This window comes from Pseudomonas sp. TNT2022 ID1044 (genome assembly GCF_028656895.1).
Classification (GTDB): domain Bacteria; phylum Pseudomonadota; class Gammaproteobacteria; order Pseudomonadales; family Pseudomonadaceae; genus Aquipseudomonas; species Aquipseudomonas reinekei.
In genome coordinates this window covers 25,755-50,663 of the sequence record NZ_JAMDHB010000009.1, presented here as the reverse complement: position 1 = coordinate 50,663, position 24,909 = coordinate 25,755, and the positions used below count along the sequence as shown (strand labels likewise).

At 60.7% G+C, this 24,909-nt stretch carries 22 protein-coding genes; 6 read left to right on the top strand and 16 right to left on the bottom strand.

Going from position 1 to position 24,909, the window contains the following annotated elements:
* Nucleotides 1-40 precede the first annotated feature (40 nt).
* Together M5G20_RS13105 and M5G20_RS13100 are read left to right on the top strand one after the other, a co-directional pair.
* A complete protein-coding gene (locus M5G20_RS13105) occupies nt 41-994 on the top strand; it encodes a PDR/VanB family oxidoreductase (protein WP_273919413.1) in 954 nt (317 codons plus the stop codon).
* A gap of 32 nt (nt 995-1,026) precedes the next feature.
* A complete protein-coding gene (locus tag M5G20_RS13100; protein WP_273919412.1) occupies nt 1,027-2,094 on the top strand; it encodes an aromatic ring-hydroxylating dioxygenase subunit alpha in 1,068 nt (355 codons plus the stop codon).
* A 55-nt stretch (nt 2,095-2,149) separates the two neighbouring features.
* Here the strand turns inward: M5G20_RS13100 and M5G20_RS13095 are convergent, their stop codons facing one another.
* The 13 genes from M5G20_RS13095 to M5G20_RS13035 all read right to left on the bottom strand — a co-directional run bounded on the left by M5G20_RS13095 (nt 2,150) and on the right by M5G20_RS13035 (nt 17,816).
* A complete protein-coding gene (locus tag M5G20_RS13095; protein ID WP_273919411.1) occupies nt 2,150-3,793 on the bottom strand; it encodes an arylsulfatase in 1,644 nt (547 codons plus the stop codon).
* A 57-nt stretch (nt 3,794-3,850) separates the two neighbouring features.
* The gene (locus M5G20_RS13090) at nt 3,851-4,645 is read right to left on the bottom strand and encodes a cyclase family protein (RefSeq protein ID WP_150736293.1); all 795 of its coding nucleotides are present in this window, start codon (nt 4,643-4,645) and stop codon (nt 3,851-3,853) included.
* Entirely contained in the window at nt 4,623-5,627 is a 1,005-nt protein-coding gene (locus M5G20_RS13085; RefSeq protein WP_273919410.1) for an NAD-dependent epimerase/dehydratase family protein, read from the bottom strand. Before M5G20_RS13085 ends, M5G20_RS13090 begins: the two co-directional genes overlap by 23 nt.
* 10 nt (nt 5,628-5,637) lie before the next feature.
* Nucleotides 5,638-6,621: a fumarylacetoacetate hydrolase family protein gene (locus tag M5G20_RS13080; RefSeq protein WP_273919409.1), complete on the bottom strand. Its 984-nt coding sequence runs from the start codon at nt 6,619-6,621 to the stop codon at nt 5,638-5,640.
* Complete coding sequence (locus tag M5G20_RS13075) at nt 6,618-7,199, bottom strand: cupin domain-containing protein (RefSeq protein ID WP_273919408.1); 582 nt, start codon at nt 7,197-7,199, stop codon at nt 6,618-6,620. Before M5G20_RS13075 ends, M5G20_RS13080 begins: the two co-directional genes overlap by 4 nt.
* Before the next feature lie 13 nt (nt 7,200-7,212).
* On the bottom strand, nt 7,213-8,463 hold the full coding sequence (locus M5G20_RS13070) for an MFS transporter (RefSeq protein WP_273919407.1): 1,251 nt from the start codon (nt 8,461-8,463) through the stop codon (nt 7,213-7,215).
* The gene (locus tag M5G20_RS13065; RefSeq protein WP_273919406.1) at nt 8,453-10,927 is read right to left on the bottom strand and encodes an efflux RND transporter permease subunit; all 2,475 of its coding nucleotides are present in this window, start codon (nt 10,925-10,927) and stop codon (nt 8,453-8,455) included. Before M5G20_RS13065 ends, M5G20_RS13070 begins: the two co-directional genes overlap by 11 nt.
* A gap of 4 nt (nt 10,928-10,931) precedes the next feature.
* Nucleotides 10,932-12,035, bottom strand: coding sequence for a WD40/YVTN/BNR-like repeat-containing protein (locus M5G20_RS13060; protein ID WP_273919405.1), 1,104 nt, complete (start codon nt 12,033-12,035; stop codon nt 10,932-10,934).
* Nucleotides 12,036-12,096: 61 nt separating this feature from the next.
* On the bottom strand, nt 12,097-13,485 hold the full coding sequence (locus M5G20_RS13055) for a DUF1329 domain-containing protein (RefSeq protein WP_273919404.1): 1,389 nt from the start codon (nt 13,483-13,485) through the stop codon (nt 12,097-12,099).
* A gap of 12 nt (nt 13,486-13,497) precedes the next feature.
* Nucleotides 13,498-15,195, bottom strand: a complete 1,698-nt coding sequence (locus M5G20_RS13050; RefSeq protein ID WP_273919403.1) for a DUF1302 domain-containing protein — start codon at nt 15,193-15,195, stop codon at nt 13,498-13,500.
* A gap of 44 nt (nt 15,196-15,239) precedes the next feature.
* Nucleotides 15,240-16,364: an FAD-dependent oxidoreductase gene (locus tag M5G20_RS13045; RefSeq protein WP_273919402.1), complete on the bottom strand. Its 1,125-nt coding sequence runs from the start codon at nt 16,362-16,364 to the stop codon at nt 15,240-15,242.
* Nucleotides 16,365-16,451: 87 nt separating this feature from the next.
* Entirely contained in the window at nt 16,452-16,862 is a 411-nt protein-coding gene (locus M5G20_RS13040) for a Rieske (2Fe-2S) protein (protein WP_273919401.1), read from the bottom strand.
* A 15-nt stretch (nt 16,863-16,877) separates the two neighbouring features.
* Nucleotides 16,878-17,816: a VOC family protein gene (locus M5G20_RS13035; protein WP_273919400.1), complete on the bottom strand. Its 939-nt coding sequence runs from the start codon at nt 17,814-17,816 to the stop codon at nt 16,878-16,880.
* 278 nt (nt 17,817-18,094) lie between these two features.
* On the opposite strand from M5G20_RS13035, the gene M5G20_RS13030 reads away from it, so the two are divergent.
* Nucleotides 18,095-19,057, top strand: a complete 963-nt coding sequence (locus M5G20_RS13030; protein ID WP_273919399.1) for a LysR family transcriptional regulator — start codon at nt 18,095-18,097, stop codon at nt 19,055-19,057.
* 60 nt (nt 19,058-19,117) lie between these two features.
* Complete coding sequence (locus M5G20_RS13025) at nt 19,118-20,275, top strand: alpha/beta hydrolase family protein (protein ID WP_273919398.1); 1,158 nt, start codon at nt 19,118-19,120, stop codon at nt 20,273-20,275.
* Between the two features lie 416 nt (nt 20,276-20,691).
* On the opposite strand, the gene M5G20_RS13020 is transcribed toward M5G20_RS13025, so the two are convergent.
* Nucleotides 20,692-21,150, bottom strand: coding sequence for an REP-associated tyrosine transposase (locus M5G20_RS13020; RefSeq protein WP_273919397.1), 459 nt, complete (start codon nt 21,148-21,150; stop codon nt 20,692-20,694).
* Nucleotides 21,151-21,361: 211 nt separating this feature from the next.
* On the bottom strand, nt 21,362-21,748 hold the full coding sequence (locus M5G20_RS13015) for a nuclear transport factor 2 family protein (RefSeq protein WP_273919396.1): 387 nt from the start codon (nt 21,746-21,748) through the stop codon (nt 21,362-21,364).
* Between the two features lie 260 nt (nt 21,749-22,008).
* On the opposite strand from M5G20_RS13015, the gene M5G20_RS13010 reads away from it, so the two are divergent.
* Both M5G20_RS13010 and M5G20_RS13005 read left to right on the top strand, forming a co-directional pair.
* Nucleotides 22,009-23,358 carry a metal-dependent hydrolase family protein gene (locus M5G20_RS13010; protein WP_150736297.1) on the top strand — a complete coding sequence of 450 codons (1,350 nt, stop codon included), beginning with the start codon at nt 22,009-22,011 and terminating at the stop codon, nt 23,356-23,358.
* 11 nt (nt 23,359-23,369) lie between these two features.
* Complete coding sequence (locus tag M5G20_RS13005; RefSeq protein WP_273919395.1) at nt 23,370-23,816, top strand: GlcG/HbpS family heme-binding protein; 447 nt, start codon at nt 23,370-23,372, stop codon at nt 23,814-23,816.
* Here the strand turns inward: M5G20_RS13005 and M5G20_RS13000 are convergent.
* Complete coding sequence (locus M5G20_RS13000; RefSeq protein ID WP_273919394.1) at nt 23,801-24,736, bottom strand: LysR family transcriptional regulator; 936 nt, start codon at nt 24,734-24,736, stop codon at nt 23,801-23,803. The two genes, M5G20_RS13005 and M5G20_RS13000, sit on opposite strands and share 16 nt — an antisense overlap.
* Between the last annotated feature and the right edge of the window lie 173 nt (nt 24,737-24,909).

Sequence of the window (24,909 nt, the reverse complement as noted above, 5' to 3'; positions counted from 1 at the left end):
CGTATTTTTCAGCAGCCACTTCAGTGTGGAGGGACAAGTCATGCTTCAAGTCAACGTCACCCGCAAAGCAGACGAAGCCGAAGGCATCTGCAGTTTCGAATTATCTGCCGTGGATGGCAGCACGCTGCCCGCGTTCGAAGCCGGCGCCCACATCGACATTCACATTGCCGACGGCCTCACCCGGCAGTACTCCTTGTGCAATGATCCCAGGGAACGACACCGCTACCTGATCAGCGTGCTCAAGGACCCGCAATCCCGAGGCGGCTCCAGGGCCATGCACGAGCAAATACGGTCGGGGCAAACGCTCAGCATCAGCCATCCTCGCAACCTTTTCCCGCTGGATCACTCAGCCAGCCGCCATCTGTTGTTTGGCGGCGGTATCGGTATCACGCCGATGCTGGCCATGGCCTATGAGCTATCGCACCTGGAAGCCGACTTCGAGTTGCATTACTGCTTTCGATCAAGCGACCGCGCGGCGTTTGTGGCGATGCTTGCACAAACCCCTTTCGCCGATCGCATAAAGCTTCATGACGACAGCGGTTCGCCAATCCAGAAGCTGGACGCGCCAGCCTTGCTCGCCACACCAGACGCAGGCACCCATCTTTATGTATGCGGTCCCGGCGGTTTCATGAACTACATCCTCGATGCTGCGCAGAACGCCGGCTGGTCGCAGGACCGCGTTCATAAAGAGTTCTTCGCCGCCGACCCTGTCGATCAAAGCGCCAATACGCCCTTCGAAGTCGAGCTGGCACGCAGTGGCCGGGTGTTTCAGATTCCGGCCGAACGCACGGTGTTCGAAGTGCTGGACGAGGCCGGCATAGAGATCGAGTCATCCTGCGAACAAGGCGTCTGCGGCACCTGCGTAACCCGCGTACTGAGCGGCATTCCCGAGCACCGGGACCAGTTTCTGACAGTGGCCGAACACGCCGCAAACGACCGCTTTACCCCGTGCTGCTCTCGCGCCAAATCCTCACGCCTGGTTCTTGATCTCTGAATCGAACAACAAGATAAAACCTGGAGAACACCATGAACATCCAAACGCTTGCCGAAGAAATTCCAGCACCTGCCTTGCCTGACTTTCCCTTGAACCAGTGGTACGTCGCTGCGCTGGGTTGGGAGTTGAAGGACAAACCCGTGGGCCGGACACTGCTCAATAAGCCTGTCGTGCTGTTTCGCAAAACCAGCGGCGAAGTCGCCGCGCTGGAAGATCGCTGCTGCCACAGGGCACTGCCACTGTCGAACGGCACGCTCGAAGCAACGGGCATTCGCTGTGGATACCATGGCCTGCTGTTCGACGAACGCGGCAAATGCATCGAAATCCCTGGCCAGGACAAGATTCCCAGCAAGGCCAAAGTCCCCGCGTATCACGTACGCGAGCAGGATCAGATCGTGTGGATCTGGTTTGGCAGCGAGGCTCACCCCGAGCCGAACTGCGAACCGCCGACCTACTCTGTGCACAGCAGCGGCAAGTATTTGTTCGACGGCAGCGTGTACCACTACAACGCGCCCTATCAGCTGATTCACGACAACCTCATGGACCTGAGCCATCTGGGCTATGTCCACCTGCGCACCATCGGCGGCAACGCCAGCATCCACATGAATGCCCGGATGAGTGTGGAAAGCGAAGGTGACGTGGTGCGGGTCGTGCGCCACATGCCGGACTCTGTGCCACCCCCCACCTACACCGCCGCCTACCCCTTCAAAGGCACCGTTGACCGTTGGCAGGAAATCGAATTTCACGTCAGTCATCTGCGCATCTGGACCGGTGCAGTGAATGCCGGCACGGATGACCTCAATGACCCTGATCGCGGTGGATTCCATATGCGCGGCTTCCACGGGGTCACGCCAGAGACCGAAACCACCACTCATTACTTCTGGACCATTGCCACCAACCCCGAAAGCGATCCTGAAGTCATCAAAGCCAAGGTCGTTGAGCAAACGGTATTGACCTTCGACGAAGACAAGGAAGTCATCGAAGCCCAGTACCAGAACATGTGCCGGTTCGGCGCGCGCCCGATGATCGACATACACGTTGATGTCGGTGCCAATCGCGCCCGCCGCATCATCGAGCAACTGCGCCAGTCCAGCTGTTGAATGCACAACGCACGCACACTGGTTGAGTGTGCGTGCGCTTCAATCCGAATCAGGATTAATGTGCGGGAAACACAACCCCCACCTGCTGCGCATACTTCAGCCACGCGGCCTTCAACCGCTGTACCGTCTGCGGTTGAGCGGCCGCCAGGTCGGTGGTTTCACCGCGATCCTGCGCCACGTCGAACAATTGCCATTGCAGCGGCTGCGCGTTATCGCCAAACCCTGCCTGGGGTCGCATGCCCAGCAGTTTGAGATTGCCTTCGCGATAGTACGCATTGCCGAACAGCTCTCCGGCCAGGCTGTCGGTGGCGTGTGGGCTACCTTTACCGGCGAGCATTGGCAGCATCGATTTGCCGGTGATCGGGTGTTTATCGACAGCGGTTGGCAATGCGATACCCGCCAGTTCGAGAAAGGTCGGCGCCAGGTCATCGACCCGTGCAACGCCGCGTTCCACACCCTGACGACGCAGTGCCCTGGGCAGATGGACAATCGCCGGCACGCTGATGCCGCCTTCGGCGGTGGTGCCTTTGAACAGGTGGAACGGTGCCGCGCTGACTTCGGCCCAGCGCAAGCCGTAGTCGATCTGTGAGCCCTTTTGCCCGAGGTTGGCGTAACGATTGTCGGTACGCGCGCCCGGCGGATAGAACCGGGCGTGATTCTCCCCCGCCGCGCCGTTGTCCGACATGAACACGATCAGCGTGTTGTCGTACTGCCCGCTTTGACGCAGGTAGTCGACCAGGCGGCCAATGTTGTGGTCGAGGTTGTCGACCATGGCGGCGTAGATTTCCATCTTCCGCGCTTCGACACGCTGCTGCTCAGGGCTCAACTGCTCCCATCCCGGCAACTTGGGGTTCACCGGCAGCGGCTTCGCAGGCTGGGCATCGCTGGCCATGAGGCCGAGGCTTTTCATCCGCTCGATCCGCGCCAGACGTACGCTGTCGTATCCCTGATCGAAGCGTCCCTTGTACTTGTCCAGATACGCCTTGGGCGCTTGCAGCGGCCAGTGCGGCGAAGTGAACGCCGCGTAGGCAAAAAACGGCTTGCCGTCCTTTTTGCTGTTTTGCAGGTAGCTGATCAGTTTGTCGGTGTAGAAGTCCGAGGAATAGAAATCCTCCGGCAACTCCACGGCCTTGCCGTTTTCGCGGTAGTGCACCTGCTCGATCTTCGCCGGGTCGAGACTGGAGGGTTTGAAGTGCGGCGCACCACCCTCCAGCAACGTGAAAGACTGCTGGAAGCCGCGCTGGTCCGGGCCTTGATCCGCCTCCAGGCCCAGGTGCCATTTGCCGACCATGAGGGTGCTGTAGCCGCCCTGTTTCAGCAGTTCGGCAATCGAGTAGGAACGCTGGTTCAGATAGCCCTCGTAACCCGGCTTGCCCCGTTGAAACGGTTGCAGGGCTTCAGCCATGGTGCCGAGTCCGGCGAGGTGGTTGTCGGTGCCGGACATCAACATCGAGCGTGTGATCGAACAGGTCGGCGCGGCGTACATATGGGTGAATTGCAAACCCTCCTTGGCCAGTTGATCCAGGGTGGGTGTACTGATATCGCCGCCATAGCTGCCAAGGTCCGAGTACCCCAGGTCATCGGCGACGATCAACAGGATATTGGGCGGTGTCGAGCCGGCGCTGGCCGCCATGGCCAGACCGCTGCCCATGGCGAGCAGGGTCGCGAGTAACGTTTGAGGCAGACGCAAAAGAGGCATGTGTTCTCTCTTATTGTTTTACTAGAGGGATTGTTTGTCGGCTTTCCCGCACGCGGCTTACTCTTCGAATATTGCCACCGCGCGAACAAACCCCGCCGATGCGTGCTTGATCTTGTAGGGGAAACACGACACCACGAATCCACTGGCCGGCAGCGATTCCAGGTTGGCAAGTTTTTCCATTTGCCCATAACCGATATCGCGCCCGGCCTTGTGCCCTTCCCAAATGATCGAGGCATCGCCGTTGGCGGCAAAACGCTCACGGGTGTACTTGAACGGTGCGTCCCAGCTCCAGGCATCGGTACCGACGACCCGCACTCCACGCTCCAGCAAATACATCGTGGCTTCACGACCGATGCCGACGCCGGCATCCAGGTAACCCGGTTGCCCGAACAACGCACCGGCACGGGTGTTAATCAGAACGATGTCCAGCGGCTGTAACTCATGACCGATGCGCGTCAATTCGGCTTCGATCTCATCGGCAGTCACCACGTGACCGTCCGCCATGTGCCGGAAATCCAGCTTGACCCCCGGTTGCAAGCACCAGTCCAGCGGTAACTCGTCGATGCCAAACGCTGGCTGACCACCGTCGGTGGTCGAGGCGTAATGCCAGGGCGCATCCATGTGCGTGCCGCTGTGGGTGGTGATGTGCAGCCGCTCGGCCGCCCAGGATTCGTTGCCCGGCATCTGTTCGAGTTGCAAACCCGGAAACATCGCGGCCATTTCCGGCCAGCCTTGCTGGTGATCCATGTAATCGATCTTTGGCAGCAACGGCGGCGGATCGGTGTAGGGGTTGTTGTCGAGGGTGACCGAGAGGTCGACGAGACGACGTTTAGGCTTGGTTGGCAGTGACATGTAAGGTCTCTCCGGTCAGCGGCAAGTGTCGGGGGGCCGAGGGGTTGAGGGAATTTCGAACCAGCGCGGCCGCGTTGCGGTCATGATTGAAACCGGCGGCACGCGCTTGCGGCGTTTTCAGTGGTGGCATCTGTGCGAACAACGCTTGCAGTCCTGCGTCCGGCGCATAACTGAGCAGCGTGCGGCGGTCCTGCCCATAGCGCTCGGCCAATGCGTCGACCACCTGGGCGATGGACAAATGCAGGACCGGCAACTGCCACACCCGTTGAGCGCCCAACGAGGCGCCATCGAGCTCCGCAGCGTGGATCAGGTTGTTCACACAGCAGCGCGCCGACATCCACCAGGCCGTCGCCTCTGGCGAGACCGGGCATTGATAAGGTACGCCCTCGGCAAAAGCGCGCATCAGGTCGCTCATGAATGCCGAGCGCAGGCCATTGGGCTCACGGGGTCGAGCGACAATGCCCGGCAGGCGTAACGCACGACCATCCACATCGCCGCGCCGGGCAAGGTCACTGACGGCGCTTTCGACCATGGCCTTGTGCGTGCCGTAGGACAATTCGGGGCGCAGTTCGGCAGCCTCGCTCATTCGTTCCGGCAGATGACCGCCATACACCGCAACGCTGCTGGCATACACCAAAACCGGTGGCTGGCTTTTGTTGCGCAGTTGGTTGAGCAGTTCAAGGCTGGCCAGCAGATTGACCTGATAGCCGAGTTCGTACTGCTCTTCAGCCGCGCCACCGGGAATGCTGACCAAATGGAACACCACGTCGATGCCGTCGGCCAACACCCGACGCATCAACGCCGGATCGGTCACGCTGCCAAAATGACGACGCAGACGCGCGTCCTCCGGCAAGCCTTGCAAGTCCCTGTCCAGCACCAACAACGAACCAATGTTCTGGCCGCGCAAATTGCCCCGCGCCAGCAGGCAACGCACCAGCTCTCGTCCGACAAAACCATTGGCTCCGGTAATCAACACACGCATAGAGCGGTCCTCAGCCTTGAGCCTGAACGACACGTTGATCGATGGCGCCGAACAGCGACTGGCCGTCGCTATCCAGGACGTCCATGTGCACGCGATCACCAAAGCGCATGAAGCCGGTTTGCGCGGCGCCGTGCTCGATCATTTCGATGGCGCGACGCTCGGCAATGCAGGCCGAACCCGCACTGCGCTCGGCATTCGAGACCGTACCGGACCCGATCAGCGTGCCCGCGCGCAGCCGGCGAGTCAGCGCGGCGTGGGCGATCAACTGGCCGAAACCGAAATTCATTTGCCCGCCATGGGGCTCCCCAAACCATTGGCCATTCCAGTGCACCTGCAAAGGCAAATGCACACGGCCATCGCGCCAGGCATCGCCCAACTCGTCCGGGGTAATGGCCAGCGGCGCAAAGCTGGATGAAGGTTTGGCCTGCAAGAAGCCAAAACCCGTGCGCATTTCCCGTGGGGCCAAAGCGCGCAAACTGACGTCATTGATTTGCAGGATCAACTTGATGTGCTGCAACGCTTTTTGCGCGTCGCAGCCCATCGGCACATCATCCACCAGCACCACGAACTCGCCTTCAAAGTCGATGCCCTGGCTCTCGCTCGGCAGTGCAATGTCGTCGCGCGGGCCAATGAAATCGTCACCGGCGCCCTGGTACATCAACGGCGTGTGTTCGACGCCGTCGATGGGTTCAAGGTTGAACGCCTTCTGCATCAGCGCACCGTGACTGAGAAACGCCGAGCCATCGCACCACTGATAAGCGCGAGGCAACGGCGCCATGGCCTGGCTGGGATCGAAGGCGAAGGCATCCGTCGCCTCGCCCGCATTCAACTGACGGGACAACGCCTGCAAGCGCGGCTCGATACTGCTCCAGTTTTCTATGGCGTGCTGCAAGGTGGTCGCCACGGAACTGGCATCCAGTGCCCGTGTGTGATCCCGCGAGACCACCACCAGCTGACCATCACGACTGCCGTTTTTCAGGGTGGCGAGTTTCATACCGATGCTCCCCGGCCATTGCTCAACTCTGCGGCGAAACGTCCATCGAGAAGGATGAAGACCATGCGCGCCATCGCTTCGGTGCGGTTGCTCCAGGCGTGATGGGTGCCGCGCTGCACCACGACATCGCCGCGTTTGAGGTGCACTTCTTCCTCGTCCAGCACCAGCCACACTTCTCCCTCGGTGACGATGCCGTAGTCGAGGGTTTCGGTGCGGTGCATCAATTTATGCCTGGAGTTGGCCTGCCCTGTACCGGCATGGGGCTCGCCGATTTCGGCGAATGCTGCCGCGGCATCTTCAGCGCTGACTGCGTTCTGCACGCTGTCGGGCGGGATATCCACCACGCGAATCACACTGCCCAGTGGTCCGGGGCTCAGCTGCAACGGTTTGCTGCTGGGGTCGCTGGCGTTGTCGAGCACAGCCGGGCTGGTGCTGCTGTTCCACAGTTCATAAAACACCGTGCCCGGCACCGACGACAACGGGAACACGTTCGGCGTCGGGCCGTTACTGGCGACAATCGCCAGGCCTTGCTGATTGTGACCGGTGACCACTCGTTTGAATTCTGGAAGCGCTTGCATGGAAAATCCTCGTTCAATTTCCGTCGCCGATGGTCGTGCCACCGACAACAACATTCGCGTGGGGCAACAAGCCACCGAGCCGCGGCACGGCCAGACAGAACACCGCCACCAACAGTTGCACGCCACCGACAATGGCCAACGCATGGGGTAACGCGGTGACGACGCCACCGGTCATGCCGAGAACCACCAGGGGGCTGATAAATTCGCCGGCGAAGATGGCCGCGGTAAAACACCCCGCCGCCCGCCCGCGTTGATGAAAATTGACTTGCGCCATGATCCAGGTGATCAGCGTCGGCAACATCAGGCCGATACCCAGGCCATTGATCGTCACCGCGACCACCACTTGCACATGGGTAAGTGCGCCCGCCATCAACAATCCGCCGATACCCGCCAGCACATAGGCGATCAACAGCATGTATTGCCCGCGCATCCCGCTGAACAAACGAAAACTCAGCGCACCGATCAGCACCCCCAGTTGATTGGCGCCCATGGTCATGCCGATTTGTTCCGGGGCATCCACGTGCAGCAGGTTGAGCAGGTATCCGGCCTGCACCGGCACGATAAACAGACTCAAACCTGCCAACAGCGACAGCCCATACAGAGGCGCAAGCGCGCGCCACGGAAACGTGCCTGCCGGCATCGGTTGCGTGGGTAGTTCAGGCTGTGGACGAGCCTGCGGCTCCCACAGCTTCCAGGCCATCAGCGGCAGGAAAATCAGACCCACTGCATACAACGCGAACGGCGTACGCCAGTCGTCCTGACCCAGGAACCCACCCAGCGCGATAAACACCGCCGCCGACAACGAAGTTGCGACCATCTGCAGGGCAAACAAACGTTCACGTTTGGCACCGCTGTAGTAGTCGCCCATCAGCGTGGTGCAGCAGGTCATGATCCCCGCCTCGGCCAATCCAATGCCCGCACGACTCAACACGATGGCCGGCAGCGAGTCGAGCCAGAGCGGCAGCACGCCGCAGAGGACGTACAGCAACATGCTCGCCAGCAACAAGGGTTTGCGGCCGAGGCGATCGGCGATCACCCCGGCGAATGGCGCCAGCAAGGCGATCATCAACGCCGGCAAGGTCAACACCACAGGCACCAGCACGGCACTGCCGGGCACGTCGGCAAAATGCGCCTGCATCCGCGGCAACACCGGGGCCAGCAGCACCGCCCCCAGCACCGGCAAACAGCTGCCGAGCAGCAACAACAGCGATTGCGCCCATCCCGCCTGGCGGGTGCGTGGTTCAACAAAGGCATTAACGACCATGGCACGGCTCCTCGATGCGCAGGTGACGAGTGTTCGCAACAACAGCCGTCTCGGAAACTGCCAGGTTGTTCACTGCCAGCGGCACGACGGCACCCTGCACCTCGCTGCGTGCGGGTAACAGGAAGTACGCCAGCGCCGGCAGCAACACCAGGGCGCCGACCATGTTCCAGACAAACATGAAGGCCAGCAGCACACCCATGTCGGCCTGGAACTTGATCGGTGAGAACGTCCAGGTCGCCACGCCGATGGCCAAAGTAATACCGGTCAACATCACCACCTTGCCGGTGGAAACCAGCGCGCGGTAATACGCTTCCGACAGGCTTGCCCCTTGGCGCAGATGGCCCAGGAGAATGCTCATCACGTACAGCGCGTAATCGACACCGATGCCCACACCCAGGGCGATCACCGGCAGAGTGGCGACTTTCACACCGATGTTCAGCCAGACCATCAAGGCTTCGCAGAGGATGGACGTCAGCATCAACGGAATCACCGCGCACAGGGTCGCGCGCCAGGAGCGGAAGGTGATCAGGCACAGCAGAATCACCGCACCGTAGACCCAGACGAGCATCTCGCGGTTGGCTTGCTTGACGACGATATTGGTCGCGGCTTCGATGCCGGCATTGCCCGCGGCGAGCAGGAATTGCACCTCGTCGGTGTTATTCGCGGCGGCAAATTTTTCCACGTGCTCGACCAGCCGGGTCAGTGTCTCGGCCTTGTGGTCAGTGAGGTAGGCGTACAGGGTCAACAGGCTGCAGTCTTCGTTGTACAGGCCGCGTGGTGCGCTGGCGGTGATCATGTTGAGCATCGCCTGATTGTTCTGCAGCTCGTACCACTTCGGATTGCCTTCACTGAGGCCGACCAGCATGCGCCGGTTGAGCAACGCCAGCGAGTTGGTCGAATCCACGCCCGGCAAGGCACGCAGTTGCCAGTCCAGGGCGTCGACCTTGGCGAGGATGTCGTAGCGGGCGCAACTGCTGGCCGGGGTTTTCACCATCACCGCAAACAGGTCGCTGCTGGCGCCGTAGTGACGGGTCAGATAGGCATCGTCCTGGTTGTAGCGAGAATCCGCGCGCAACTCCGGCGCCCCGGCGTCGAGGTCGCCAATTTTCAGTTGCAGGCTGACCACAAAACCCAGAGCCGCCAACGCCAGGCTGATGGCGATGCACAGGCTGGCCCAGCGACGATGGGTGAACAGGTCGAGAAAACGCCAAAAGGCATGGCGTGTCTGACCGGTTTGCTCGGCCTGCTCACTCTTGAGGCTCAGTTGCGCCGCGCGCGGTGAAACGCCCACATAAGAGAGCAGCACCGGCAGCAGGATCAGGTTGGTGAAGATCAACACCGCCACGCCAATGCTGGCGATCACCGCGAGGTCCTGGATGACCTGGATCTTGATCAGCATCAGCACCGCAAAACCCACGGCATCACACAGCAGCGCCGTCAGCCCGGCGAGGAACAGGCGGCGGAAGGTAAATCGCGCCGCCACCACCCTGTGCATGCCACGGCCGACGTCCTGCATGATGCCGTTCATTTTCTGCGCGCCGTGGCTCATGCCGATGGCAAATACCAGGAACGGCACCAGCACTGAATACGGGTCCAGTTGGTAGTCGAGCAACGGCAGCAAACCGAGTTGCCAGACCACCGCCACCAGCGAGCACAACACCACCAGCACGGTGCTGCGCAGGCAGCGGGTGTACCAGAACAGCACGGCGGTGGTGATCAGGATCGCGACGGCGAAGAACAGCAGGATCTGCTTCAGACCGGCAATCAGGTCGCCGACTTTTTTCGCGAAACCGATGATGCGAACATCAATGTCGGCGCTTTGATAAGTACTGCGCAGCGTCTCCAGTTGTTCGGACAACACGGCGTAATCCAGCGGCTTGCCGTCAGGGGTGGTGGCCAGTAAGGGCACGTAGATGATGCTGGAGGTCTGGTCGAGCGCCACCAACTGTCCGAGCTCATTGGAGCGTTGCACATTGCGCCGCAGCGCTTCGAGGTTGGCGGCACTGCCGCGGTAGTCATCGGGAATCACCGGGCCGCCGTCGAGGCCGTCTTCAGTCACCGCGACCCAGCGCGTGGCCGGTGTCCACAGCGACTTCATGTAGGCCCGGTCGACACCCGGCAGCAGGTAGAGTTTGTCGCTCAGGGCCTGCAGGGTCTTCAGGTACTCAGCGTCGTAGATATCGCCGTGCCGGTTGGCTACCACAATGCGCAGGGCGTTGCCTAAACCGGTGAGCTGTTTCTGGTGCTCAAGGTAGTTGGCAATGTAGGGCTGCTGGGTGGGGATCATCTTTTCGAAGCTGGCATTGAGCTCGATTCGAGTGGCTTGATAGCCGAGCACCAGAGTGGTCAGCACACACACCAACAGCACCCACAGGCGGTGGTTGAACAGCGTGCGTTCCACCACTGAACCGGAGCGTGGATCGAAATTCGCCAGGCTTTCCGTGGCGTTGTCGAAAGACTTCATAACCTCACTCCGAAGCGGTAGCGATTGACGGCGAGATGCGCGTCAACCCAGTAAAACCAGCCAGCGTCAGGCTGCCATCGGCGGCCTGGATAACACTGGCAACGGGCTTGCCGAGCGGTTTGCCGTAGGGCTGGAGCAGTGCACCGGCCTGGCCGTTGGTGCGAAACAAGGCGCCACTCTGATTGACCAGCAGCAACTGGCCGTCATCGGTGCGAATCGCATCGCTGAAAGACACCGGCATGGAAACCGGCGCGGGCTGGAAGCTCTCGCCAAGGTCGCTGGAGGCGAACGCATTGCCTTTCAAACCGGCCACCAGCAGCACGCCGTCATCACGCATTTTCAGGGTGAAAAAACTGCCCGCGTAAGGACTTTCCAGCTGGGTGAATGACTTGCCGGCATCCGTCGAACGCGCCAGATAACCCTGCTCGCCAGCCAGGAACCAGTGCTCGCCTTGTTGAGCGATGGCCGACAAGTGCGCGCCCATCGGGTTATCGATTTGCCCCATGATGGATTGCCAGGTAGTACCGCCATCGTCGGTGCGAAACGCCAGGCCGTACGCGCCAACAATCAGGCCGTGTCGGGCATCGACGAATTGCAGGGCGAGAAACGGTTTGTCTGCAGGCTCACCGGCAAGCCGTTCAGCCGTTTGCACGCGCGCGGCGGCGGCATTCGGATCGCTCGCAGAAAGCCGTTGCTCGGTGGCGGCCGCCAACTCAAGTTGTGCCGCACGCAAACCGTCCAGTTGCACAACCCAGTGTTCACCACCGTCGCGGGATGCCAGCACGACGCCGCCATGCCCCACGGCCCAGCCTGTGTCGGCGTCGACAAACTGCACGGCGGTCAGGCTGACCGAAACCGGCACCGCTGCCTGACGCCAACTCACGCCGTTGTCATCGGAAAGCAGCACGATGCCCCGCTCCCCCACCGCTACCAGCCGCGCACCCGCCCGGGCCAGGTCCAGCAGCACCGCGGATTTCGCTTGCGGCGCCAGCATCGCTGGCGTATTGAGTGCGTCGCCCACCGCAGCGGCCTGCGCCAGGCTCAACGGCGCCAGAGGCAGTGCCATCAACCACATCAGCCGACCAACCACCTGACAGAATCTGTTCATACCGACCTCGAAAAACCGTTTGATACCGGATCACGCTGCGCCAGCCGCGACCCGGTCTGACTCAACGAACCCCGGCACCCGCCATCGCCGCAGGCGAGAACTCGGAGGCCTTGTAGCGATCCACCACGCCGTACTGTTCTGGCAGGCCGGTGTAGACGTTCTGGATAAACCAGGCGCCGGAGGTCAGGTCGTAAAAACCGGAAGACAATTGTGCTTGTGCCGGCAGGTCCGGCAGCACCGCTGGCAACGACCACAGGGTCTTGGCCAACTGGCCGTTGGCATCCCAACGGTCGCCCAACATGGCTTGCCAGGTGTCTTCATCGAGGTAATAGCGGCCCTTCGGCAACTGGTGACGCTTGCCCGGCGCCAAGTCCGCTTCAACGACCCAGACCCTGTGCAATTCCCAACGCACGTAATCCGGGTTCATGTGGTGGGCGAGGAACAGGTCTTCAGGTTTGGCGGCGGCTTGCACCTTGTTGGTGTTGTAGGGGATGTACATCTCCTGCTTGCCCACCAGTTTCCAGTTGAAGCGGTCCATGCGCCCCTGAAACACACTCAACTCGTCGAACGACATCACCCCGGCAGTCGCCGGTGTCGGTGTATCGCAGCAGGCATTCGGCAGTTTGCGTACCCGGCGTTGGCCGGTCAGGTAAACGTGGGCCTGGGACAGGTCGCCGTTGATGTTGGTACGGCCCATGATCTGCTCGCCGGCGCGCAACGGTGGCCCGACGTTGAGCAGGCGGAACAGCCAATAGTCACCGTCAAAAGTCTCCGGCGATCCGTCCTGGTAGTAATACGGCATCTCCTGAATGGCCTGGCCATCGGTGGTCATGACCGGCTTGCCATCGGCGGTCATCAGGTAGTGACGAAAATGCATCGACAGCGAGGTCCCGCGCCAATTCAGCACGTGGTTCCACATGGCTTCGGCACCGTTTTTCGGCACCGGGAACGGAATACCGCCAAAGGCGCCTTCGGGGACGGGGCCGGCGCTGCTGTCGACCAGTCTGGCGCGGGTGGCGTTTTTCAGCGTGTTGTCATACACCCACTGCGGCGCGGCGGCGGTGCGACGGGTCTGGTACACATCGATGCGATAGGTGTCCGGGAAACGCTTGAACATTTCCTTGGTGCCATCGCTGAGTTTGCCGGCGTATTGCGCAAGGTTTTTCGAGGTGATGCTGAACAGCGGTTTGTCTGCGGCAAACGGGTCGGAACGCTTGCCGCCCTCTTTGAACGAAGGATCGACCTTGGTGTAACCACCGTCCCACGCCGGAATGGAGCCGTCGGCATTGCCGGCACGCTCGGCGCCAAAAGGCGTCAGGTTTTTCGACAGTTGGGCCGCGTCTTCCGCCGTCGCAGCGCCCGCCATCTGGCTGCCAATGGCCAGGCTACCCAGCAGTGCAAAGCAAAGGGCTTTGAGCTTGAAGGCTCCGGTTTTCTTGTTATGGGTCATGCGCAAGTCCTCTTAAAACGTGGTCTTGACGGAGAAAGACAGGTAGTCCCGGTCTTTCAGCGATTGCTTGTAATTGAACTGGCTGGCCGCGTTGAGGTTGGTGTCCTCGGCGCCGTAGTAATGCGTGTAGGTCAGGCCGGCGGTGACGCGATCCAGGTAGGTGGCGGTGATGCCGATGTTCATGTCGCCGCCGTTGTCCGGACCGAACGAGCTGACCACCGCCGATTTGCCCAGCGGGAAATAACTGAGGCCGACCGGAATGCTGATATCGATGCCGGAGAAGAACTGGCGGTAGGTCGGGGTGTAGACCACCTTGAAACCGAGGCCGTCATCGGTGGCATTGGGGTCAAGGGCGGCGCGGTTTTTGGTGACATTCAGCAGGCGGTTCCAGGCGATCTCACCGACCAGTCCTGATTCCCTGGCGATGAAGTTCGGCCCGAACGAAGCCAGGACGTTGAGGTTGACGTGGGCAGTGCGGCCGACCGCGTAGAGGGCATCGTCATCGTTGTCGGCGACCACGCCGGGCAGGACGGTTTGACCGTTGGAAACCAGCGGCATGTTCCAGCGCATCGAGGCTTCACCGGCGAAGCTGTATTCGTCGACGGTGGTGGAAAAACTGGCGCCGAAGGCGCGAATGTCTTCCGGGTACACCCAGTAGTACTCGCCGATCTGGCCAGTGCCGAAGTTCGGCGCACCAGTGGAAGGCTTGAGATACAGCTTGGGTGTCTTGTCGTGATACTGGATCGCGTACAGGCCGTACTCGACCGTCTCGGCGCTGTACTTCAACTGCAGGCCGCCCTGCCCCGAACTTTTCGCTTCCTTGTCATTGCCGTGGAAGAACGCCGCCGGGCTGCCGGGATTGCCACCGAGGAAGGCCGGAAATGGCGCACCCACGATCAAGCGTTCGTTGCCTTCACCAATGGTGTCGCTGGTGGAGAAGTAACTGCCGGCACCCGGCAGGCGTGTCTCTTCCCATTCCAACTGGTAGAAGGCGCCAAGCGATACATCGTTGGTCAGTTGAAACGTGCCCGACAGTTGATTGACCGGACGGGTGATTTCCTTGAACTGGGTGTTGGGGACGGACTGCGCTTTCACCACGTCGACCGGCGCCATGCCACCGGCAATGCCGTTGGCCCCGAAGAACAGGCTCTCGCCCCAGATCAAGCCGTGGCGACCGGCGCGCACGGACGTGGCGTGATCGGCCAGCTCGCCGTTCCAGTACACGAACGCATCGAGCAATTCACCGTCGCCGCCATGCAGGTGGCGGGTGTCGTCGGTAAATTCGTCGTAGGCCACGGAACGGGCGTTGGCCCGAGCCGGGTCGTCGTTATCGTTGTCGTGCTGGTATGAGCTGTCGTACCAGGCAGCGCCACTCAGGCGGGCGCCCACGTTTTTGAACGACATGTCCAGCTCGGAGAGGATGTCCGTGCGGTTGGAGATCAGGCCCTTTTTGAAGGCCCGGTCGCCGTCGTCCTGATTGCGTGCCACCTGGCCCTCGCTCAGCTTGCTGCTCGGATTCTGCGTGCGCCAGGCGGCGCTGTACTTCACGGTGTTATCCCAACGCAGCTTGAAATCCGGATTGCCGGTCTCCACCGAAAAAGCATGGGCCGCCTGGCTGCACAGCACCAACGCCGCGGCAAGAGTGAAACCAAAGGGTGCAGACGTGCAGACCGGGCGGCGCGCAAGCGTCGCAGTCGTGGAACTAACCATCGCGTTAACCTCTTGTTTTTATAGTGGTAACTGCTGTGGGTGAATCAGATGGGCTCGGCCGTCCGCGCGAGCATCTGCTTGACCAGGCCGATGCGGTCGAACTCGCGGTCGTGCTGCATTTCCTTGTCGCCGGCCAGCACCGAGCTTTCGCTGATGAACTTGCAGCGCTCGAAGCGCCGTGCCATGAAGCGCTGCAACTGTTGCTCGACACTGCCGTCGCGGGTCAGTTCTTCACTGAGCACGATGGCGTCTTCAATCGCCATGCCGGCCCCCTGACCGAGGTGCGGCGTGGTCGCGTGGGCAGCGTCGCCGATCAACAGGACGCGACCGCGATACCAGGGCTCTTCGACGAAAACCACTTCCATCGGCTTGTAGACCACCTGGCTGCTGTCGGTGATTTGCTCGCGCAGTTCACCGATCAGGCCGGTGAAACCCTGCAACCGCTGGCGCATCTGCTCGGCCAGCGTCGCCGGGTCCATCCACGGGTTGGACGGTTCGTGGGACGTGAGGAACAGGTACATCAGGTCACCGGCCAATGGCACGAGACCGGCATTGCCTTCGGCACTCTGGTAGTTGGCGAGGTGATCGATTTGTGGAGCGCGCGGGAAGTTGTAGCGCCACACCGACTGGCCGGTGAAGCGAGGCGTGTAGGTGTCGCCGAACAGCAAATCGCGAACTCTGGAGAACAGGCCGTCAGCGCCGACCACCAGGTCGTAGACAGCGCTGCTGCCATCCGTGAACAGCACATCAACGTTGTCGCCTGTGTCGTTCAGGGATTCAACGCTCAGACCCAGGCGCACTTTGGCGCCGAGTTTCAGCGCCGTTTCGCTGAGGACCTTGTGCAGCGCCAGACGCGAGATACCGACGTTGGCCGGATACGCAGGCCCCGCCAGCCGCTGCCCCGGAATGCGCGCCAGCAGCTGTCCGGCCGGGCCATAGATGGCGACGTCTTCAAAGGCGTATGCCGCATCGAGATAACCATCCAGCACACCCAGCTTGGCCATCTCGCGGACCACGTTGCTTTGCTGGATGATCCCGACGCCGTACACCGTCCACTCTGACTTGAGTTCGATCAGATCGACTTCAATGCCCTCGCGGCGCAGGGCGATGGCCGCACACAAGCCACCAATACCACCGCCCACGATCAGAACTTTGTTCACTGTACTCATGGCTTTCTCACTTTTTATTCTTGTGATTCGATGCAGCGCCGGGCACTGCGTCGTTAGGTTCAGCTTCCCGTCAATGCAGGGATTTGACTAATCGCGAGTAGGGATGCGATGTATCTCCAAACGCGATACCTCAATTTGAGCCGTCGTGACCTCCACACCGGGCATTTGCAGCACCAGCCAGCCCTCCTCCACCCGCCACGGCAACGCCTCCAGTTTCTGCCCCAGACAAGGGCCGTAGACGCATTCACCGGTGCCCGGCAGAAACTGCGCACCGTGGGCGTAACAGACGATCAACTGGCCGTCGGCGGATAAAAAACGGTCTTTGCGGTACTCCAGGCGCACGTCCAGATGCGGGCAACTGTTGCGATAAACCCGCACCTGCCCCTCGTACACCAAGGCGAAAACACTGTCCCTTCCGCGCTGCAGTGGATCGAACCCGCGCGCCTGCCCTTCCACCAATTCGTCCAGCCTGCACAGGGAAAAATCGCTGTGGCTCATGGCTGACCTCCGCACTCAACCCTGTTTGGGTGGCGGGCCGCCGGGTGCCCATTTTTCTTTCGAGTTGAACAGGAACAGTTGTGAGTTATCCGCTGACAAGGGCGCGCGACGGGCCTCCCAGGCGTCATCGTGTTTGTCCATGTCGGCGTCGTATTCGATGTGGCAACCCAGCGGACTGTTGAAGTACCAGAACCAGTTGGAGCCAAAGAGGTGACGGCCAGGCCCCCAGAAACTGGTCCAGCCCTTTTGCTCGAAACGCGTACCGGCCAGCAGCACTTCGGTACCGCTGCCCATGTGAAAGGTGAAGTGCTCGCAACCCTTCATGTGCGGCGGGGTCTGGATCATGAACAGGCAATGGTGATCATCGGAACCCGCAGGGCGCATGAACGGCCCGGCGCCGACAAAGGTGTCCGTGGTTCGAAAACCCAGGCGTTCGGCATAGAACGCTTCGGCCTTGGCCGCGTCGGGGACGAAATACACCACGTGGGACAAGGTGCGTGGCACCGCACTCATGTCGAGGGTGATGCCGGGCTGGTTCAACGGGCGCTGCGGTGCGTGACCGGCGGCGTTGGTCAGGTCGTTCGGGGCGTTGTACGCCTTGCGCACGGTCACCTGAAAAGCGATTGCAAATCCCATGTCGTCGACACTGTGCAGCACGCCGTTGTCACGGGTGACCTGACGGTCCCGCGCCAACTCGTCTTCGATGGCGTCGAGGTCTGCCGCGCTGGCAACGCCGTAGATGGTTTCGCGAATCGACGGCGCCGGGCCGATGGCAACCGGCAGGGTCGGATCGTCTGCGCGGCGAATGATCACGGCAGTACCGTCCAGCGCTTCAAAGCGCCCGCCATGGCTGTCGACGTCAACCGGTGCAAGGCCGTAGTCACGCAGGCAATCGGTACAAGCTTGGATGTCATCGACGCCAAAAATAAGGGCATCAAGGCCAATGATGTTCATGGCTACCACTCCATTGAAATTATGATCCGGAGACTGCTGCCGAACGCTCGATGAGGCCGATCAGCTGCGCATGGAATCCGGTGGTGGTGTCGGCCAGAGGTCCGACTGCGGCGAAGAGTGACGTGCGGCCTGGCAGCTGACTAATCGCGAGTGGGGATGCGACCTATCGGCAAATGCGATACCTGCGGCCGCGGCATGAGGTCGTAACGGCGGGGTTGACGGAACGATCAATTCACCGGAATGTATCGTGAAAATAAATACAACAACGGACATGCCTGATGCGTTTCAACCACCTGGATCTCAATCTGTTGGTGGCACTCGATATATTGCTCGAAGAGCAAAACATTACGCGTGCCGCCGAACGCCTGCACATGACGCAGTCCGCAACCAGTGGCGTACTCGGGCGTTTGCGCAATTATTTCGAAGACGAGCTGCTGGTGCAGGTGGGGCGCAAGATGCAGCCCACGCCCTACGCCCAGGAGCTTGCCAAACCGATTCGCGAAGTGTTGCTGACGATTCAATCCTCGATTACCGCCAAACCGGTGTTCGATCCCAACACCAGCAAGCGCCACTTCCGCCTCGTGACCTCGGATTATCTGATCAGCGTGCTGTTCGCCCAGGTCATTCAAAAGATCCATCAAGAAGCACCGAACATCACCTTCGAGATGCTCGGCCCGGGGGACAATTCCGGTGAGTTGCTGGTTCGTGGCGAGGTCGATCTGATGATCGTGCCTGAGCGCTACATCATCGATGGCCACCCCCACAAACTGCTGTTCGAAGAAGAACACGTCTGCGTGGTGTGGAGCGGCAACACCCAGGTCGGCGACAGCCTGACCCTTGAGCAGTACATGGACATGGGCCACGTCTCGGTGGGGTTTGGTCGCACCCGGCACTTGAGCATCGAAGAGTGGTTCATGAACCAATACGGCTTCAACCGCCGTATCGAAGTCATCACCAACGACTTCAACACCCTGCCGCAACTGGTGGTCGGCACCCAGCGCATCGCCACCATGCACCAGCGCCTGGCGCGGTTGTACGCCGAGCACCTGCCGCTGCGCATCCTCAATCCACCGGTGAAGATTCCGGTGATGCGTGAGGTCATGCTCTGGCACCGCAGCGTCGACGGCGACCCGATGCACCGCTGGCTGCGCGAGCGTATCAGCGAGTTCATCCAGCATCTGGAACAGGGTCCTATCGTCACTCGCGATACCTCGCATCCCGAGTCACGATTGGTCAATTAGCCGGAGCGTCCTTAACGTGCCTTGTGAACGCTCAAGGCAACCACAAGGACAACAACAATCATGTTCCGTTATTTCCCGACCAATTACGTGTGGAATCTCTCTGTCAACCTGGCCATCGAGATGGGCGCCCGCATCGGTGAAATCGAAGAGATGTGCGCGCCGCTGCAGGAAGCGGCCAAGCAACCCGACGCCGCGGGCACCAAGGCATTTCGCGAAACCTGGGCCAAGATGGCCGACAAACTCTGCGGCCTGGCCGAGGAAGACGAAGGCAATGGCCGACTGCTGTCTGCCGGTGAAAAGTACAACCGCGCCGCCACCTATTACCTCACTTGCGAACGCCTTCAGGCCCATGGCGCACCGGGCCGTACCGAGCTGTACCAGCGTTTTCTGCAGACCTTCAAACGCGGTATCGAACTGTCGCGGGAGAACTGCGAGCGCGTTGAAATCCCCTACGAGGGCAAACATATTTCCGGCTTGCTGGTGCGTGCCGAAGGCGTCACCGGTCCGGCGCCGATCCTGGTGCAAGTCAACGGGCTGGATTCGACCAAGGAAATGAAATACCGCGTCGGCCTGCCGGCCTGGCTGGCCAAACGCGGCATCTCGTCGTTGATCATCGACCAGCCCGGCACGGGTGAAGCGCTGCGCCTGCATAATCTGATTGCCCGTTACGACAGCGAGCACTGGGCCAGCCGCGTGGTCGACTGGCTGGAAACCCGCAGCGATGTGGATGCCAAGCGTATAGGCCTGGAGGGCGTCTCTCTCGGCGGTTATTACTGCCCGCGCGCGGTGGCCTTCGAGCCACGGTTTGCCTGCGGCGTGGTGTGGGGTGCGAACCACGACTGGCGCGATGTGCAAAAGCGTCGCCTGGAAAAAGAAGGCAGCTTCCCCGTCCCGCACTATTGGGCGCACGTGCAGTGGGTATGGGGTGCAAAAGACATGGACGAGTTCATGGCCATCGCCGAAAACGTCCATCTGGACGGCGTGCTGGACCGGATCAAAGTGCCGTTCCTGGTGACCCACGGTGAAAAGGATTCGCAGATTCCGTTGAAGTGGGCACATCGAACTTATGAGCAACTGGTCAACAGCCCTAAACGTGAACTGAAGATCTTCACCGAACGCGAAGGTGGCGTGCAGCATTCCAGCTTTGACAACAGCATCAACGCGGGTCAGTACATCGCCGACTGGGTGGCCGAAAACCTGGGTGGCCACAACGACTGACAAGCCTCCTGCAGGAACCGGCTTGCTGGCGATGGTGGCGTAACCTGCACCACCGCTATCACCAGCAAGCCGGCTCCTACAAATTTGGGTGATACCCAACAATTCCCCTGCCCCCACAAACCCGTAGGAGCTGGCTTGCCAGCGATGGCGGCGTCACATTCACCATCGCTATCGCCAGCAAACCGGCGCCGACGGATTTGTGTGATACCAAACAATTCCCCTGCCCCCCACAAACCCGTAGGAGCTGGCTTGCCAGCGATGGCGGCGTCAAATTCACCATCGCAATCGCCAGCAAGCCGGCTCCTACAAATTTGGGTGATACCCAACAATTCCCCTGCCCCCACAAACCCGTAGGAGCTGGCTTACCAGCGATGGCGGCATCACATTCACCATCGCAATCACCAGCAAGCCGGCTCCTACAGCCATTGAGCGTCCCACAATGGGTAATCATGCACACGCCTGACAAGACCAGCGCGTATTGGGTTGGCGACGACGTAACGAGCGGCTTCAATTAAATCCTCTTCGTAGCGGATGGCGCGGTCGTGAAAACCTTTTTGCCAAACACCTCCTGTTCGGCCCAAGTGAGCATTGATTGCTCGGGCGCTACGAGATTTGGTAGCCAGCATCAATGCCGGCAAGGTGCTGTTTTTGAGTTCGACCAGCCAATGAAAATGATCAGGCATGACGACCCAGGCCAGGGATTCCGCCAGGTCGTCCGTGTGTGCCTGTTGAAATTGCCGCACCAGCAACCGGCCTGTCGGCCAATGGGTGAATAGCGGTTCGCGATTTCGGGTCACCGCAGTTAGCAGATAAATTTGCCCGGATTGGGAATAGCGTCCGGCGCGCAAGCGATTGGCGTGGGGAAGATCAGGCATTCCATTGCCCTCCTGTGTTCGAAATCGAAACACAAGGCTAGTGCGCAAGATTGAGGAGCGTTGTCACCGTTTGATTCTGGATGTGACCGTATGGACGCCATCTTCAGCGAGCCGGCTCCTTGAGAGTTGCCTGATGCCAACAATCACCAGGCACCCGAAAACCTGGAGCCGGCTCGCCAGCGATAGCGTTTGCACTGACTTCTGAACGAACTCAGTTCGGCGCACGTGAGCCATGGAACGAACTGATCTGCCAGCCGTTGGTACCCAGCGTCCAGACCTGCGTGGCAACCCCCTCACCGCGAATCGACTGATCGCCGCCGCGCTTGCGCAGTGTGTTGCATTGCGTACACGTCATGACCGCCAGTTGTTCTCCGTAAAAGCGGATCAGCAACTCGCCGCGCTCAATCTCCAGATACTGTACGGCGCTTTTTGCGTACTCCAGATAGTCCGCCTTGCCTTGCACCAGGCCCGTGGTGTGCACGTACACCAGGTCGTCGGCGAACAGCTCGGCGACTCGTGAATAATCCTCTTCAACCAACGCCCGGCGGCGCTCTTGTTCAAGTGCCAGGAGTTCGTTTTTTACGGCTGCGGTAGTCATATCAATGGCTCTCTGTGGGTGATGAGCGCGCACCATAGACTCGCGATCCAGGGTACAAAAAATCGTCGATCACGATGCCAGCCATCGTCACTCGCGATACCCGCTCCTGCGTCCCGCTCATCGCCTCAAAGACCCCGCCGCCTTTGCTGCACAACAGCTATCGACGCCATCAATACCCGGCCATTGATGCAAGTTGCTGGTGGCATTCACTCCCGCCCCCTAGCCTCGCTTTGCATAACTATCAGCAAAGTGAAAACGCCATGAATGCCCTGCACCTCAAATGCCAGACCTTGTTCGACGGGACCGGCCTGGAAACCCGTCAGCAGCAGACATTGGTCGTGGAAAACGGCCTGCTGGCGTATGTCGGCCCGACTGCCCGGGCGCCGCAGCCACAACCGGGGGACACGGTTGTGGACGCCGGCGATAATTTTGTCATGCCGGGTCTGGTGGACGTGCATACCCATCTGGCCTTCGGCAACGCCCAGAGCGAAGAAGACATCGATATCTGGACCAGCGACGAATTCCGTGCGCTGCGTGGCATGTTCTTCGCTCAACACGTACTGGCCGCTGGCGTGACCAGCATGGTGTGCCCGGGTGACAGCGGCCAGCTCAGCATCGCGGTGCGCAATGCGATCGCTGCGGGCCTGTTCGAGGGTCCGCGCATCGCGGCCAGCAGCCGGGTGATCACTAATCGGCAGAGCCTCAATGACTGGTTTCCGAGTCGCGTGGGCGCACCGGAATATTTCACCGCACGCCTCGTCACCAGCCGCAGCGAAGCCTTGGCAGAAATCCGCAAGCAGGCGAAGGATGGCGTTGACCTGATCAAAATCGCCATGGACGGTACGCATCGTCGGCCGAACGGTGAAATCATCGCCGCATTCACCGCTGAAGAAACCTATGAGATGGTTCAGGAAGCGCATCGCCTGGGTTGCAAAGTAGCGACCCATGCCTATGGTCGCGAAGCGGTGATGTACGCCGCACGCGCCGGTGTCGATCTGGTGTTCCACGCCTTTTATATGGACGACGCCTGCATCGAGGCCTTGCTTGAAGCCGGCAGTATCCTCGCGCCCACCATGACCTTCCCGCAGAACACCGTGGACTTTTGTCAGCCCCACGACCCGGCCATCAGCACCGGCTACGCCGGATACTGCGCACGCACGCTGGACGTCGGGTCGGCGGTGCTCAAACGCGCCAAAGCCGCTGGCGTGCCTTTCGCCTGCGGCAGTGACAGCGGCTTTGCCGTGACGCCTTATGGCGAATGGCATGCGCGTGAATTGGAATTGCTGGTCACTCGCCTGGGCTTCACACCCGCCGAAGCGTTGTATGCAGCCACCGCTGTCGGGGCGCGCTGCATGCCCCGTGGCGAGACCCTCGGCTCCCTGGAAGTGGGCAAACAAGCGGACTTCCTGTTGCTCGACGGCTCGCCCTTGCACGACATCCGCCTCCTTCAAGACCGCTCACGGCTCAAAGCCGTGTACAAGGCCGGGCAGCCGGTGCGCATGGAACGCAGCCCCTACAACCCCAAGCAAGTGTCGGATTTCAACTCGTTGAAATGGACTGACCTGTATACCCGCGACCGTGTTGCCCAACTGGGCAAGTGGGCCGTATGAGGATCGACGTCATGCACACACTTGATCTACACACCGCCATCCACATCGCCAGCAGCGCAATTCAGATCGCTCAAGAAAGCGGGATTAAACCCCTGGCCGCCGTCGTGCTGGATACGGCGGGTCATCCACTGGCGGTCCTGCGCGATGAACAAGCCAGCTTTCTTCGCCCGCCAATCGCCACCGGCAAAGCGCGCGGCTGCCTGGGAATGGGCTTCGGCGGACGTGAGCTGGCACGGCGTGCGCAAGCGATGCCGGCGTTTTTCGATGCAATCAACAGCCTGACCGCTGGCGAAGTAATTCCGGTGGCTGGGGGTGTGCTGATTCGTAATACCGAGGGGAAGATTCTGGGCGCCATCGGCATCAGCGGCGACACCTCGGACAATGATGAGCATTGCGCTGTGCAGGCCATTGACCAGGCCGGACTGGTGGCCGATACCGGTGATCATCTGGCCGGTTGATCAAGCAATGCGGCCTGCTCAAGCAGCAGGCCGCGAAACCACATCATCGCCGGGTCGCGTTCCTGATACGGGTGCCACTGCAGCACCTGTACGGCGTCCGGAAAAGCCAGCGGTGCGCGATGAATGCGCAGTGGATAACGCTGGGCAAAACGCTCTGCTTGCCGGCGAAATACGGTGGCGACTCGCGCAGTACCGACAATGAACTCCGGCATCAGCGCGAAGCTTTCAACGGCCACCGCTACCTTTCGATGAACGCCCAACTCATGCAGATGCATGGCATCCATCGCCAGGTTTCGCCCATCAGCGAACGCTCGGACCACATGCTCGGCAGCGCAGTAACCGGTCAGGCTCAAGCCCTCGGCGAACTGCGGCTGTTGAGCGCAGACGATGCAACACAACGGGTCACTCATCAACGGTACGTGGGGGTAAGCTGGGTTCAACCGACGCTGCGGCACAATCACACAATCACTGCGGCGATAATCGAGCGCTTCGCTGACCACATCACCATCACGCGGCACAGGCAGGTCTCGCAGATTCAAACGCACCCCGGGTGCAACGCGCGCCAATTCAAGGCTGACCGCAGGCAACAGCACGCCGACCACGTAGTCCGAAGCCACCAAGGTGAATTGTCGAGTGCAAGTGGCCGGATCGAAACTTGCCGGCGTATCAACAATTTCCCGCGTCAGAGCAAGGGCTTCGTGCACCTTGGGCAAGAGCTCCAGCCCCAAGGCTGTTGGCTCCAGACGCCGCCCGACCTGAACCAGCAACGGATCGTTGAAATGCTCACGCAAACGGCCAAGCGCCGAACTGGTCGCCGACTGCCCCAGACACAAACGCTCGGCGGCCCTGCTGACGCTGCATTCGCTCAACAAGGCGTCCAGGGCTACCAACAGGTTCAGGTCGAGACGTCGATACCGCATACTTTTCCCATACAGATTTGATGTGATAACGGGCAGGACACAAATGTAGGGGACCCTTTATCGGTCCCACCAATCACATACTTCGCTAGGAGGTATCGCGAACAGAGATATCAACTGGCGCTCACCCGAATGCCCCTGGAAACCTGCGCGTCGAGGTCCCTGTTGCACAGAAA

Bases quoted from the DNA above. Each gene is read 5' to 3' on its own strand.
- M5G20_RS13100 (WP_273919412.1), top strand. From the start codon at position 1,027: ATGAACATCCAAACGCTTGCCGAAGAAATTCCAGCACCTGCCTTGCCT.
- M5G20_RS13095 (WP_273919411.1), bottom strand. From the start codon at position 3,793: ATGCCTCTTTTGCGTCTGCCTCAAACGTTACTCGCGACCCTGCTCGCC.
- M5G20_RS13080 (WP_273919409.1), bottom strand. From the start codon at position 6,621: ATGAAACTCGCCACCCTGAAAAACGGCAGTCGTGATGGTCAGCTGGTG.
- M5G20_RS13065 (WP_273919406.1), bottom strand. From the start codon at position 10,927: ATGAAGTCTTTCGACAACGCCACGGAAAGCCTGGCGAATTTCGATCCA.
- M5G20_RS13090 (WP_150736293.1), bottom strand. From the start codon at position 4,645: ATGTCACTGCCAACCAAGCCTAAACGTCGTCTCGTCGACCTCTCGGTC.
- M5G20_RS13005 (WP_273919395.1), top strand. From the start codon at position 23,370: ATGCACACACTTGATCTACACACCGCCATCCACATCGCCAGCAGCGCA.
- M5G20_RS13050 (WP_273919403.1), bottom strand. From the start codon at position 15,195: ATGGTTAGTTCCACGACTGCGACGCTTGCGCGCCGCCCGGTCTGCACG.
- M5G20_RS13035 (WP_273919400.1), bottom strand. From the start codon at position 17,816: ATGAACATCATTGGCCTTGATGCCCTTATTTTTGGCGTCGATGACATC.
- M5G20_RS13020 (WP_273919397.1), bottom strand. From the start codon at position 21,150: ATGCCTGATCTTCCCCACGCCAATCGCTTGCGCGCCGGACGCTATTCC.
- M5G20_RS13075 (WP_273919408.1), bottom strand. From the start codon at position 7,199: ATGCAAGCGCTTCCAGAATTCAAACGAGTGGTCACCGGTCACAATCAG.
- M5G20_RS13045 (WP_273919402.1), bottom strand. From the start codon at position 16,364: ATGAGTACAGTGAACAAAGTTCTGATCGTGGGCGGTGGTATTGGTGGC.
- M5G20_RS13055 (WP_273919404.1), bottom strand. From the start codon at position 13,485: ATGACCCATAACAAGAAAACCGGAGCCTTCAAGCTCAAAGCCCTTTGC.
- M5G20_RS13025 (WP_273919398.1), top strand. From the start codon at position 19,118: ATGTTCCGTTATTTCCCGACCAATTACGTGTGGAATCTCTCTGTCAAC.
- M5G20_RS13010 (WP_150736297.1), top strand. From the start codon at position 22,009: ATGAATGCCCTGCACCTCAAATGCCAGACCTTGTTCGACGGGACCGGC.
- M5G20_RS13085 (WP_273919410.1), bottom strand. From the start codon at position 5,627: ATGCGTGTGTTGATTACCGGAGCCAATGGTTTTGTCGGACGAGAGCTG.
- M5G20_RS13060 (WP_273919405.1), bottom strand. From the start codon at position 12,035: ATGAACAGATTCTGTCAGGTGGTTGGTCGGCTGATGTGGTTGATGGCA.
- M5G20_RS13015 (WP_273919396.1), bottom strand. From the start codon at position 21,748: ATGACTACCGCAGCCGTAAAAAACGAACTCCTGGCACTTGAACAAGAG.
- M5G20_RS13105 (WP_273919413.1), top strand. From the start codon at position 41: ATGCTTCAAGTCAACGTCACCCGCAAAGCAGACGAAGCCGAAGGCATC.
- M5G20_RS13070 (WP_273919407.1), bottom strand. From the start codon at position 8,463: ATGGTCGTTAATGCCTTTGTTGAACCACGCACCCGCCAGGCGGGATGG.
- M5G20_RS13040 (WP_273919401.1), bottom strand. From the start codon at position 16,862: ATGAGCCACAGCGATTTTTCCCTGTGCAGGCTGGACGAATTGGTGGAA.
- M5G20_RS13000 (WP_273919394.1), bottom strand. From the start codon at position 24,736: ATGCGGTATCGACGTCTCGACCTGAACCTGTTGGTAGCCCTGGACGCC.
- M5G20_RS13030 (WP_273919399.1), top strand. From the start codon at position 18,095: ATGCGTTTCAACCACCTGGATCTCAATCTGTTGGTGGCACTCGATATA.